This window comes from Candidatus Poribacteria bacterium, assembly GCA_028820845.1.
Lineage (GTDB): Bacteria > Poribacteria > WGA-4E > WGA-4E > WGA-3G > WGA-3G.
The window spans coordinates 72,267-85,184 of record JAPPII010000004.1 but is presented as its reverse complement, the minus strand read 5'-3'; the positions used below and the strand labels follow the sequence as shown (position 1 = coordinate 85,184).

At 49.0% G+C, this 12,918-nt stretch carries 13 protein-coding genes; 8 read left to right on the top strand and 5 right to left on the bottom strand.

Features of this window, described 5'->3' with window-relative positions:
• The 7 genes from OXN25_00940 to OXN25_00910 form a co-directional block, all read left to right on the top strand.
• The coding region (locus tag OXN25_00940) for a hypothetical protein (GenBank protein MDE0423412.1) at nucleotides 1-570 on the top strand (570 nt) is incomplete at its 5' end.
• 11 nt (nucleotides 571-581) lie between these two features.
• Entirely contained in the window at nucleotides 582-1,430 is an 849-nt protein-coding gene (locus OXN25_00935) for an ABC transporter permease (protein MDE0423411.1), read from the top strand.
• 166 nt (nucleotides 1,431-1,596) lie between these two features.
• Nucleotides 1,597-2,388 (top strand): ABC transporter permease, encoded by a 792-nt coding sequence (locus tag OXN25_00930; GenBank protein ID MDE0423410.1) that lies wholly within the window; start codon nucleotides 1,597-1,599, stop codon nucleotides 2,386-2,388.
• Nucleotides 2,389-2,488: 100 nt separating this feature from the next.
• Nucleotides 2,489-3,571 carry an alanine racemase gene (gene alr / locus OXN25_00925; GenBank protein ID MDE0423409.1) on the top strand — a complete coding sequence of 361 codons (1,083 nt, stop codon included), beginning with the start codon at nucleotides 2,489-2,491 and terminating at the stop codon, nucleotides 3,569-3,571.
• A complete protein-coding gene (locus OXN25_00920; GenBank protein ID MDE0423408.1) occupies nucleotides 3,565-4,494 on the top strand; it encodes an ABC transporter ATP-binding protein in 930 nt (309 codons plus the stop codon). The genes alr and OXN25_00920 overlap by 7 nt, the downstream gene beginning before the upstream one ends.
• Before the next feature lie 58 nt (nucleotides 4,495-4,552).
• Complete coding sequence (locus tag OXN25_00915) at nucleotides 4,553-5,680, top strand: hypothetical protein (GenBank protein MDE0423407.1); 1,128 nt, start codon at nucleotides 4,553-4,555, stop codon at nucleotides 5,678-5,680.
• Nucleotides 5,681-5,788: 108 nt separating this feature from the next.
• The gene (locus OXN25_00910; protein MDE0423406.1) at nucleotides 5,789-7,102 is read left to right on the top strand and encodes a neutral/alkaline non-lysosomal ceramidase N-terminal domain-containing protein; all 1,314 of its coding nucleotides are present in this window, start codon (nucleotides 5,789-5,791) and stop codon (nucleotides 7,100-7,102) included.
• 269 nt (nucleotides 7,103-7,371) lie between these two features.
• On the opposite strand, the gene OXN25_00905 is transcribed toward OXN25_00910, so the two are convergent.
• From OXN25_00905 to dusB, 4 genes are all read right to left on the bottom strand, one after another.
• On the bottom strand, nucleotides 7,372-7,956 hold the full coding sequence (locus tag OXN25_00905; GenBank protein MDE0423405.1) for a hypothetical protein: 585 nt from the start codon (nucleotides 7,954-7,956) through the stop codon (nucleotides 7,372-7,374).
• Nucleotides 7,957-7,977: 21 nt separating this feature from the next.
• Nucleotides 7,978-8,853 carry a 4-hydroxy-tetrahydrodipicolinate synthase gene (dapA, locus tag OXN25_00900; GenBank protein ID MDE0423404.1) on the bottom strand — a complete coding sequence of 292 codons (876 nt, stop codon included), beginning with the start codon at nucleotides 8,851-8,853 and terminating at the stop codon, nucleotides 7,978-7,980.
• Nucleotides 8,854-8,937: 84 nt separating this feature from the next.
• Entirely contained in the window at nucleotides 8,938-9,762 is an 825-nt protein-coding gene (gene dapF / locus OXN25_00895) for a diaminopimelate epimerase (protein MDE0423403.1), read from the bottom strand.
• Nucleotides 9,763-9,826: 64 nt separating this feature from the next.
• Entirely contained in the window at nucleotides 9,827-10,864 is a 1,038-nt protein-coding gene (gene dusB / locus OXN25_00890) for a tRNA dihydrouridine synthase DusB (GenBank protein ID MDE0423402.1), read from the bottom strand.
• 205 nt (nucleotides 10,865-11,069) lie between these two features.
• Here dusB and OXN25_00885 point away from each other — a divergent pair, with 205 nt between their 5' ends.
• A complete protein-coding gene (locus OXN25_00885) occupies nucleotides 11,070-11,786 on the top strand; it encodes a hypothetical protein (protein ID MDE0423401.1) in 717 nt (238 codons plus the stop codon).
• 49 nt (nucleotides 11,787-11,835) lie between these two features.
• Here the strand turns inward: OXN25_00885 and OXN25_00880 are convergent, their stop codons facing one another.
• Nucleotides 11,836-12,909: a Gfo/Idh/MocA family oxidoreductase gene (locus OXN25_00880; GenBank protein ID MDE0423400.1), complete on the bottom strand. Its 1,074-nt coding sequence runs from the start codon at nucleotides 12,907-12,909 to the stop codon at nucleotides 11,836-11,838.
• Between the last annotated feature and the right edge of the window lie 9 nt (nucleotides 12,910-12,918).

Sequence of the window (12,918 nt, the reverse complement as noted above, 5' to 3'; positions counted from 1 at the left end):
CTCGGCACCGTTGAAAAAGACTATGTGTGGCACTATGAGCAAGAGCAGCAAGACCTTGATAGGCGATTGGAGTTCATCGGTTTGAATGAGAGTCAAGCTCCCATGTTTAGAGGCGAAGAAGGCAGCATCTGGTACGTAAAAATTAAAGATACTTGCGAAATCCGTATGTATAAGTGCAAACCTCACCGAATTGAGCAAGTGCATTGGACCCAGACGCAAACGCAACTGAGTGCCACTGTGATTTGGGCGACCATCCTGAAAGCTTTTGAAAATTGGGAAAACCCCGAACTTGATGAAATTATTGCGATATTAAATGAAGATTACCCGATCCACCAAATCACGCTCTCAATCGGACAGATCGAACAGATGCTTAACACCGCTAAGGATGCTGCGGATACCGAAAAGAAAATTTGGGATCTCATGGTAATGCATGGATTCGATGGTAACACCAACACAGCGACAGTATTCCATAAAATTGCAAGCCAATTCGATCAAGACAACCGGTTCGTCTACAAAACCATTAAGAACGTCCAAAAAATGATGCAGATTGAGGATAAACAGGAGCGATAATATCAAAAAAAATGCGTCGTAATTACCATCTTCTCATCCTCCTTTTCCCAGTCGTCTTTTGGCTTTTCTGTTTTTTTCTGCTCCCACTTGTGTCCGTACTCATTTATAGCTTCATAGAGCGCGGGACGTACGGTGGCGTGCGATGGATTTTTACCCTCGAAAACTATCAACGCCTCTTTGATGGACTGTATCTCGGTATCCTCTGGCGTTCCGTATCAACAGCATTGGTCTGCACTGCAATCTGTCTGCTGCTCGGGTATCCGTTCGCTTACTATCTGGCGCGCTACAGACCGAAACACCGCAACATTTTATTACTCCTCGTTGTTGTTCCGTTCTGGACGAACTTCCTTATCCGTACCTACGCATGGATATTGATTCTACGCACAGAAGGACTTATGAACAGCCTCTTTGGGGCTGTTTTTCCTAATTGGACACCGTTAGAACTACTGAATACGCCGTTAGCGGTGCAGATAGGACTCGTCTACGGTTACCTTCCGTTCATGATACTCCCGTTGTATGCGGCACTGGAGCAATTAGATATGTCGCTGTTAGAAGCGGCACAAGATTTAGGGGCATCGCCACGGCATGCGTTTTGGCATATAACTGTTCCGTTGAGTCTGCCCGGTATTCTCGCGGGATCGATGCTGGTTTTTATTCCGACGGTCGGTGCGTTCCTAACCCCAGATTTGCTCGGTGGTGGGAAAGTGAGCTACATTGGGAATGTGATTGAGAGACAATTTAAAACAGCACGGGATTGGCCCTTTGGCTCCGCGCTTTCATTTATGCTGATGGGCATCGTACTTGTTGGTACGATACTATACTTTCGCTCTTTACAGCAGAACGAGCCTGAAACTAATTAATACCGTTCTAACTGTGTGAAAAAAATAAATTCGGTAATGTTGAGTGCGGTTCCAAACCGTGAAGAAATCCGCAGAAATACCCAAGCGAAAACCTTACCGATTCGATTGAAAAGTGTGAGTCGTAGTGAAAGTCGCGAGCAGGAGCTCGCTCCTACAAAAATAGACGATGATGAAAAAGATTCTTGAATGCAATATAGGTCTGGTCTATCTGTTCCTCTACGTTCCGATATTAGCAGTTGTCGTGTTCTCGTTCAACAGCGGTGAACAGATTTCTGTCTGGCAAGGGTTTACCTTGGGTTGGTATGCGAAGCTGTTTGAAAATGCGGCATTATGGCGAGCTTGTCGAAACAGTTTGATTGTTGCGGGTATTGCTACCTGTATCGCAACTGTTATCGGTACAACAGCGGCACTTGCTATAGAGAGGCATCGGTTTCGTTTCCGAACTGCCCTTGAACGATGCCTCTATCTTCCGATCATCATCCCCGACATTGTGCTGGCGATCGCGCTATTGACCTTCTATGTGCAAGTCCGCATCCCTCTCGGTCTGCTCACTGTAATTATCGCGCACGGCGTTTTCAACATCGCGTACGTCACCGTTGTCGTCCGGGCCCGCTTACAAGGCTATGATCACACACTGGAAGAGGCAGCGCGCGATCTGGGCGCCAACGAGTGGCAGACGTTTTGGCGGATAACGCTCCCTCTTATTGCCCCTGGAATTATCGGCGGTGCGCTGCTCGCCTTCACGCTCTCCATAGATGATTTTGTCATCACCTTCTTTACTGCTGGCGTTGGCTACACAACCCTGTCCGTCCATATCTATTCCATGCTGAAGTTCGGCATCACCCCAGAGATTAACGCTATCTCAACGATGTTGTTGGCAAACTCAATCGTGTTTATCCTGCTTTTTCTGTGGTTTCAAGGCAACACCGCCTCCAGTAGTCAGAACGGAGGATCATGAAAACCGGTAGTCCTACCGGTACAGTCTGCGAAACAATTAGGAAATTTGGACAGACTGTGATATAATTCCTCTATTGGCGCAACGGGAACCAAAAGACAACATGCATTATTTCCGAACACACACAGAAATCAATCTGGGGGCAATTCGGCGAAACGCTGAAGCAATCAAGGCTTATGCTGGCAAACAACTCATCGCCGTTATAAAAGCAGATGCTTATGGACACGGGATGATCCGCGTCGCAGAAACGTTGTCCACAGTCACTGATATGTTCGCAGTCGCAACAGCTGAAGAAGGAATTAGGCTCCGTCAGACAGGGATCCACAAACCTGTTCTTATCCTCTTTAGTTCTCTGACTGAGGAAGCGACGCAAATCGTTGAACACGAATTGACACCAACGGTAGCGGATTGGGAGTTCGCGAGTCGATTAAACGAAGTTGCGCCGAGAAACCTAAAGATTCACGTTAATATCAATACAGGCATGAATCGGAGCGGTGTTCGTTGGACGGAGGCGAAGCAGTTTCTAAAGAAACTCGAAACACTGGAGCAACTTGAGATTGAAGGGCTGTTTACACACCTTGCGACTGCAGATGAGACGGATAAAAGTTTTGTCGCTGTCCAACTAAAACGTTTTTCATCGGTGCTTGTAAGCAATCGTGTAAAGATGGTTCATGCAGCGAACAGCGCAGCAACACTTGCGGTTGCAGCATCGCATTTCGATGCCATCCGTCCGGGTTTGAGTTTATACGGCATCTATCCTGCATCCGAAAAACCAATTGCGTTAGAATCAGCCCTCACCTGGAAAACACGGGTTGGATGGGTAGGTTCTGTTTCAGAAGGGGAAGGCATTAGCTACGGATTGACCCACAAAGCACCACACCAGACCCGTATCGCGATGGTACAGGTAGGCTATGGCGACGGCTATCCGCGTGGGCTTTCTGGGGTCGGTGAGGTACTCATCGGTGGTGTGCGGTGTCCAATCATCGGAAGGGTCTGTATGGACGTGAGCGTGGTGCAGCTCAGCGATGCAGCTAACGTATCCGTCGGTGATGAAGTGGTACTGATTGGTAAACAGGAAAATGCTGAAATTACGGTTGATGAAATCGCTCACCGCGCAGGAACGATCTCTTATGAGATATTGACGCAGATAGGGTCCCGCGTGAAACGGATTTTTAAAGAATGCTAATTGAAATCAAGAATGTATCACTCTTTTTTGGCACGACTGCGGCGTTAGATAACCTCTCGTTGGAGGTGCAAGGCGGTGCTGTCGGCTTACTCGGACCCAATGGTGCCGGAAAAAGCACGTTGCTTAAAACGCTACTCGGTTTCGTCAAACCCAACCAAGGCAGTGCAGCGGTATTTGGAATGGACGTAGAGAGACAACCGCTGGAAATACGCAGACAGGTCGGATATATGCCAGAAGACGAATGTTTAATTCCGGGAATGACTGCTGTCCAACTCGTTGCCTACGCTGGTGAACTCTGTGGGATGCCGAGACGGGATGCCCTGCAACGGGCACACGAAGTCCTCTACTACGTTGGGTTAGACGAAGAACGCTACCGCATCGTGGGTGAATACTCCGTTGGAATGAAACAGCGCGTGAAATTAGCCCAAGCATTGATACACGATCCAAAGTTGCTACTGCTCGACGAACCGACAAACGGCATGGATACCAATGGTAGAGAGGAAATGCTTGAACTCGTTAAAGACATCGCAACCGATAAAAATATCAATGTAATTTTATCCTCGCACTTGCTTCCCGATGTAGAGTCCGCATGTGAGGAGATTATCGCACTTTCACACGGAAGTGTTGCTGCGCATGCACAGATAGACGCACTTAGAAGGGAGAAAGGACGAGCATACGACTTGAAAATCGTAGGCGACACCGATGCTTATATTGACGCTCTGGAACGTCATAATTACCAGATTGAATTGCGACCCGACAAACGCCTTCACGTTACATCCGAAAACGGAGAACAGACGGATACACAAATCTTCTTCAAACTCGCTTACGATACCGGGGTCCAACTCCGCCAGCTGCGTGAGGTGAAACATACGTTAGAGGACATTTTCGCTGACGTGATGCGTGTGGAATTTTTTAACGATTAAATAGCAGATAGCGATTAGCGGATAGCGAATATTGAAGTTTTTTAGCGCCCGACATTTTATGCGTATTTCAACACTTTGTCTTTTAGTGGCGGTTATACCCACCGCCAGCGAGGCAAATGAGATGCTCCGTATTGCTGGTATGGGTGGCACCCGTATCGCAACATCTGCAGATGACGCGGGTGTATTTGGGAATCCGGCATCGCTTGTATCGGTTAAACACCACAATTTTGCGTTCGGCATCGCCGCTGAGAATCTTCACTGGACAGAACTGCCGAAACACGGTAGAAACCAGTTCGCCGCTGAAGTCAATACAGATTTATATCCGTCAATCTACTACTCACATGCCTTCAACGAATGGGGGTTCAGTGCCGGATACAACGCTAAATCCACCAATTACGCGAATTTTACGCTCTCTGCGACTCGTGCTGAATACAATACGAACGCCCGTCGGTTTTCCGCTGAAACCGATCTCATCACAGATTACTCATTGTTCCGTGAAGATAATTGGGTGGTAGGACTTAGCCGCAAAGTCGCCGGATCGGTCATAGGGGTCCGATTAAAGTGGATCGCACAGGACGTGAAAACCGGGGCGGTTGTGTCCACCTTGAACCTCGCAGCACGGCACGGTCCCGACGTAGATGTGCATGCGCCGGAGCAACTGATAGCGGCAATTACGGAAGAACTACAATTCGGAGATAGAGTTCGGGATATTGTTCACGAACAGCAACCGACTTATGACAGGACAGCCAACCGATTAGAATTAGATATTGGGTTGCAACGCGAGGTATGGCTCGATGCGCATCATGTAAACCCACCGCTACAGGTAGGTATCCTCTTTGAAAACCTTCTACGGGCAGATTTAGTAGAACCTCTGCCGTTTCGATTTGGTATAGGGATCTCCTATGAACCTCTGAAATGGATTGCAGTGGGGGCAGATATTTGGCGGGATACGGGACAGAGCGGACTCGGTTTCGCCGTTGGGACTGAATTACACAAAACGTGGAGCAGTGGATATCTAATAACAACAGCACTCCGAGCCGGGGCAGGACGTGAAAACGCAACGCTATACTTTTCAGTTGGTGCGGGGTTAAGGCTCGGTACTACTTATTTGGAATACACGTTCGGGTTGGGAAGTTTCACCTACACATCAAACCGACACCTATTGGCATTCACCTTACGACTCTAATTCAAGATGCAGAGCAAAAAATAGATTCGTAATGTCCGGTGCGGTTAGAAACCGCACCTACCAGTTTTTTACCGCGTAAACCCTATCTCATTCAAGGAGTTAAGCCGTATGACAGCTAAAAATAACGTTATTCAGATTGGCGTTGCCGAAGTGGACATTACGCCAGATTATCCGATTCGACTGAGTGGTTATGGCAGCCGTCGCGAAGAATCCGACGGCATCATTCAGCCGATATGGGCAAAGGCACTCGCTATTGGGGACGATACTGAGGATCCCGTTGTCTTGGTTGCAGTCGAAAATTGCGGTTTACCGGACGAACTCACTGAGGAAGTGTCGCGCCGAATGAAAGAAAAGACAGGGATTTCCCGTGCGCATTTCGTCGCCTGTTTTTCACATACACACAGCGCGCCGTGTTTAACCAATGCAGCACCGTTTCTGTTCAGTACGGATATACCGCCAGCGCATCAGGAGAAGATTGATCGGTATACCCGTCAACTCACCGACTGGATGGAAGCCGTTGCACTGGAAGCACTCGCAAATCGCGAGCCGTCACAGTTGACGTGGAGCATCGGAGAACTCGGTTTCGCAAAGAATCGGCGAACCGAAGGGGGACCGGTAGATCATTCGTTGCCGTGCCTGCAAGTCAAAGGTGAAGATGGGACGTTGCGCGCTGTGTGGGCAAGTTATGCGTGTCACTGCACGACGTTGGCGGGTACAGACAACCACATCTGTGGCGACTGGGCAGGATTTGCCCAAGAGGATATCCAAAGCGCACTTCCCGGTGTAACTGCCCTCATCACAATCGGCTGCGGTGCTGATGCGAATCCTGAATCGCGGATGATGCCGATGCCTGATGGCGAAGAAGAGGTTTTCAGCACGCGTTTGGCGTATGCGAAAGCCCATGGAGAGGCACTTTCAGAAGAAATCCAACGGATGCTAACAAGAGACGCAAAACCGATCTCCAGTGTCCCGATCGGTGCGTTTGAGAGGGTCAATCTGCCGTTTGACACGCTACCGACCCGTGAAGAGTGGGAGGCACGCGTTGCAGCGGGTGGTCACGATGCCTATCACGCACAAAAGCACCTTGAACGCTTGCAGCGCGGAGAGGCGATACAAACGGAACTCTCCTATCCTGTGCAGGCGTGGCGATTTGGCAACGAACTTGCCGTTGTTTTCCTGGCAAGTGAGGTGGTCGTCGATTACTCACTCCGTCTGAAGCGTGAGTTGGACGCCAAACGGCTCTGGGTCGGTGCGTACGCGAACGCATTTCCGGGGTATATTCCGTCTGAGCGGGTGTTAGCAGAAGGCGGTTATGAAGGTGGGGGTGCCATGCTCTACTTCGGTCCGCCGACCCGTTTTGCGCCGGGTGTTGAGCAGTTGGTAATTGACGCGGTGCATCGGTTGTTACCGGACGGATTTTAGCGGACGCAAAACCGATTGCAAAATCTACTGAAGAAATCGAATAAAGTTTCCTTCACAATGTTTTCACCTGAAGTGCTTGTATATCCATAAAGCCAGCCATATTATGAGGATAAATCCTATAAGCACTCCTCCAAAAACAATGTATAGAAAGGTAAGAAGGTCATCGAACCTCCCCATTATAAGTTCTATCATAACCCAAGTTGCCACTTATTTAGACACATAGAACGCCTCTGGAATGCAAGGGGTTAAACACGCTATTTGTATCAGTTTTATTTAACCAGAAGCAATTCGGGAAATTGAGGTATTGCTTTCACAATAACCGTACTCATTGTTCCACTACCCCAACCTATGAGTCCAACGCCAATAGAAAATCCGGCAAAAATAAGTCCTTTAAGGTAAAGACGGATATCGGATTCTTCGTAGCTATTTACACGAGTTAAACGTGTATTTTCTACATACAAAATAGGTATAATAACAGTCGTCATCGCCACCAGAACAAGTAGCAGATACGCGTCCGCTGTCCCCTTGATCCAAGTTGCTAATACAGGAGTGGTAGCCAGTCCAGCAAAAATGAAAGCATAAATGGACTCGCTGAGTCGTAAGGGTCTATTGTTGCTTATATGTGTATTTTGTAAGTATAGAACGGGAATGACAATAACGATCACTACTCCCATAACCACCGCCAATATGAGTTGCCATTCCCTTAAAGTGCTATGCGTGAAGAAAGCCAATAAATACGCTACAGCCCCAATACTCAACAATGAAGACACCTTTAGGGCAGATAGGTTCATGAGCTTTTGAGCTTCCCTTGCAAGGCTATAAGAAGAGCAGAATGAAAAAGGTGCGGTCAGCAACCGCACCTTCTACTTTTTTCATTAAATCAATCCTGCTTCCTTAATCGTCTTCCGTAAGGATTCAAGATTCGCAGCGGTCATCGGTGCGAGTGGCAACCGCAATTTTCCGTTGAGTTTGCCCATCAGTTGGAGGGCGGTTTTTGCGGGAATGGGATTCGTTTCAATAAAGAGATCCACCGCCAAAGATAACGTCTTATAGTGGAGTTTACGGGCGAGATCGAGATTGCCTGCATGGAAAGCATTGCACATCTCAGCAACGTCTGCCGGTGCGACGTTTGCGACGACAGAGATAACGCCTTTACCGCCGACAGCCATGATTGGCAGCGTGTTCACATCATCACCGGAGAGCACAACGAAATCATCGGGACATAAGTCGACGACTTCACTGGCGCGCTTGAGTTCACCGGTCGCCTCTTTGAGGGCGACGATATTCGGATGTTCAGCGAGCCGCGCAATCGTCGGTGAAAGGATGTCCGTACCGCAACGCCCCGGAACGTTATAAACGACGATCGGGATGTCCACTGTATCGGCAATCTTCATGTAGTGGGCATACAGCCCATCTTGGGTAGGTTTGTTGTAATAGGGCGTGACAATTAGCGCAGCGTCCGCACCAGCGGCTTTGGCGTGCTGCGTTGCGCGTAGGGTGCGCGTCGTTGAGTTGGAACCCGTCCCGGCGATGACAGGTACTTGCCCATTCACCGTCTCAACTGTAATTTCTATGACCCTATCGTGTTCAGCCTCAGACAGCGCAGGGGATTCACCTGTTGTGCCACACGGGACGATGCCGTGTGTGCCGCCGTCAAGCTGAAATTGAATCAGTTCCTTGAGTTTCGCCTCGTCAAGCGATTCATCGTCCTTAAAGGGTGTGACCAGTGCAACATACGAGCCTTGAAACATGTAAGTAAACCCTCCTTGATGCTTACGGCACAACGGCGTGTGCCTGCTACGATGCTTATGGCAAACGGCGTGTGCCTGCTACTTTTAATAATTCCACGCGTCCGTTGTGAGTTCACCCACGTAGATCACGCGGGCATCGCCTTCAAGATAGACGTTCCGAGCTTCTCCGTTTTCCACGTCAAAATGGATTTTCAAAACCGCACCACTCGCTGTTTTTACATCAACTGGCGATTCCACCTTGCCTAACGTCGCAGCGACAATCGTCGACGCAATCGAGCCAGTCCCACAAGCGAGTGTTTCATCCTCAACACCGCGTTCATACGTCCGAATATCAATTAACGCAGAGGATTGGACTCGGATAAAGTTGGCGTTCGTCCCAGCCGGTTTGAAATCATCGTGATACCGCGTCTGTTGACCGAGATCGAAAACATCCGTGTCCTCTAAGTCCTCCACAAAGAAAACGACGTGCGGCACGCCACTGTTTGCGAAGCCCACGGTGTGCACTCCATCATCCAATTGCAGCGGGACATTGAGTCGGATATCCGTTGGATCGCTCATACGCACTTTAACGTTCTCACCGACGATTTCAGATTCATAAATTCCAGCATTCGTCAGGAATCGCATCTGTTCGGACGCGAGACCGTTTAGGTAGGCAAATTTGGAAATGCAGCGTGCGCCGTTTCCACAAGTCTCTACCTCGCCGCCATCAGCATTGAAGTAGCGCATACGAAAGTCAACGTCGTCCGCTTTTTCAACGAGAAGCACGCCGTCAGCACCGACTGACATGCGGCGTTGACAGAGTTTCGTCACAAAATTTGTATCGGTGCTATCCACAATCTCCGCAAAATTATTGATAATCACGAAGTCGTTACCCGCACCACTGAGTTTCATAAAGGGTATTTTATCCATTGTCCGTCCTTTATTGCCGAGATGTGTTTTCTGAGAGGTATGATAAAATTATTTGGCTTTCACGTCAAGCATTTTTTGGTAGGGTATCGGCACTTGGATGGTTTCCTACCAGAGATAGAACCGATGTTAAGGCGTGCGTACGGAGTTCCTCTACAATCCCTAAAACATCGTCGTAGCTATCAGATGTAACGAGGCGGTTGCGAAAAGGTTTGACGTAGGGAATGCCCTTGAAATAATTGCTGTAGTGCCGACGCATCTCAATGAGACCGAGTTTTAAGCCCTTCCACTTAATAGAGAAATCGAGATGTCTTCTAAAGACGGCGATCCGCTCATCTATGGAGGGCGGTGGGAGCAATTCATCCGTCGCGAAATAGTGTTTTATCTCGTTAAAAATCCAAGGGTAACCGATGGCGGCGCGTCCAATCATAATACCGTCAACGCCGTATTGTTGGCGCATCTGCGCTGCTTTCTGTGGACTATCAACATCACCGTTGCCAAACACCGGAATCTTCATGCGCGGGTTATCCTTAATCCGACCGATGAGTGTCCAGTCGGCACTGCCCTTATACATCTGCCGACGGGTTCTGCCGTGAATCGCGATGGCTCGAATACCGACATCTTGTAGGCGTTCAGCGACTTCGACGATGTACTTCGTTTTATCGTCCCAACCGAGTCGGGTTTTGACGGTGACAGGGAGTTTCGTGGCTTTTACCATCTCGGCGGTCATCTTCACCATTTTAGGGATGTCCTGCAGGATACCGGCACCCGCGCCTTTACACGTAACCTTTTTGACGGGGCAGCCATAGTTGATGTCGATAATATCGGGTTGAACGCGTTCGGTGATTTCGACAGAAGCGCGCATGGCTTCGATGTCGTGACCAAAAATTTGGATACCGATGGGTCTTTCTGCTTCAAAGATGTCCAATTTGGCAACGCTCGGCGCGGCATCGCGGATGAGTGCTTCGGAGGAGATGAATTCGGTGTACATGAGATCCGCACCGTTATCCTTGCAGACGGCGCGAAAAGGTGGATCGCTCACATCTTCCATTGGAGCGAGCAGTAGTGGGAAATCTGAAATGTGGAGGTTGCCGATTGTTAACATTTAGTGAATATTTTTGGATTAAGATAATTTCGTTATGTTCAATTTTGGATAAAGTTATTATACATCGTAAATGCCCCATTGTCAAGGACATCAGAAATAGGAAACAGGAATTAGGTGTTTGACTTTTTTCCATTTTCGTGATAGATATAAGGACACACTGTGGAACGTTGTTCATTCACACCAATTCAATAGCGAGGTCTTTCTTATGAGATGTATTTTTGTCGGTATCGAATATGCTGGAAAATCGACGCTGGTAGACCTGTTGACGAACTACTATCGGCACCGGAAATTGATGGTTCACGTCGATGATCACTTCACTATCCCCGATTCAACCCTCAGCCCAGAATCAAGAGCGGCGTACGTGAATTTCCCCGACGATGTGAAGGAGCGGATGCAGCGGATGCAACTCCAATACCACGTTGAAGTCATCAAAAACTATCCGAATACGATGATTGCAGGTTGGCATATCGAGGAACTCGTCTACTCCTCGTTCTATGGAGATGACCCAGACAGTACGTATTACTCAAAGTACCATATTAATGCCCAGCGTGGATACGAAACACAGGTCATTGAAGCGCGGTTGCCGGATGTCGTTATGATTCACGTTGATGCCAGCGATGAGGCGATCGTAGAACGGATGGAGACAGACCCGCACGAATATCAGATTATCAAAAAAGCCGATATTCCAGAGCTCAAACGCCTCTTTCAAGAGGAGATTGATAGGTCGTTATTTGCGCAAAAAGGACGCAAGATTGTGTTGGATACAACAGAAAAGACACCGTCCGAATCGCTTGATGAATTGCTACTGCTCTCCGAACCGCTCGTCACGTTTGGTGAGCTCGCTGTCCGTGCGATGGAGGTGCCGGATACCGATTATGAGATCCGCTATGAAAACGGTGTGCGGAAAATCATACCGGCATAGGAAGGTGGCGAGGCACAGAGACCTCGCCAAACATATAATAGTTTCGGAATTATCTGCTCAGCGGATGCGCGCGGTTTGCAATTGGGAAGGAGACGCGTCCGCCAGAGAGTTGGGACTCATAAGCACCGAGAATCATCTCGAGTGCAGCGACCGCGTCTTCAGCAGCGGAAATTGGTTTTCGGTCGTTCTCAATCGCATCAATGAGATCGCGAATAGCAAGATCATTACCACTGGAGAAAGGTGTGTCGTCTAAGTCGATGGCTTCCCACGCTTGATCTGGACTTGCAGGGACAAGGACGGGATAGGGGTAGACCATAAGTCGATTTGCGACATCACCGCGGAGCGAGAAAATACCGTCGCTGCCGACGATCTCCATACCGTATCGACCAGAACCCGCCTGATCTCTCCGGGATTCAAAGAAACCACAGACACCACTTTTGAAAGAGAAGTAACTGTTGATACAATCGCCAGCAACGGGTCCAACAGGTTCCGTCGGCTTGTGGTCGTCACCATAAGCGACCTCTTTGCCGTTGTTGGTAACGTGTCCCTGCATCCATGCGACATCACCGACGAAGAAGCGCATCATATTAAATAGGTGGGTCCCAAGGACGATCATATCCTCCCCACCACCGCGATGGTCCTGCTTACCACTGGCATGAATGGCTTGGACAGTGCCGATCTTTCCGTCGTTGAGCATCTTCTTAATTGCATGGGTTGCGGGGAGATAGACCGCCTGATGTGCGACTGCAACCTTCTTGCCGTGTGCTTTCGCCGTTTTAACAATTAGATCGCCATCGGCGAGTGTTGCCGTCATCGGTTTTTCAGAGTAAACGTGGCATCCTGCCTCAATACACGCAGTCACCATGTCCACATGCTCAGTCGTCCAGCGCGGACAGACGCTTACAATATCAAGGTCTTCTTTCTCAAGCATATCCCGATAATCAGCGTAGCTGCGGACCGCACCTGCCTCTGCTGCGGCTTTTTCTCTGCCAGCCTCGTCCGGATCAGCGACAGCGATAAACTCAGCGTTGTCTATACCTCTATATGGGGTATGAAGCGCGTGTCCAAAGTTGCCTGCTCCGGTATGCCCGATAGCGGCGGCGCGATATGTTTTCTGGCTCATTTTTTCTCC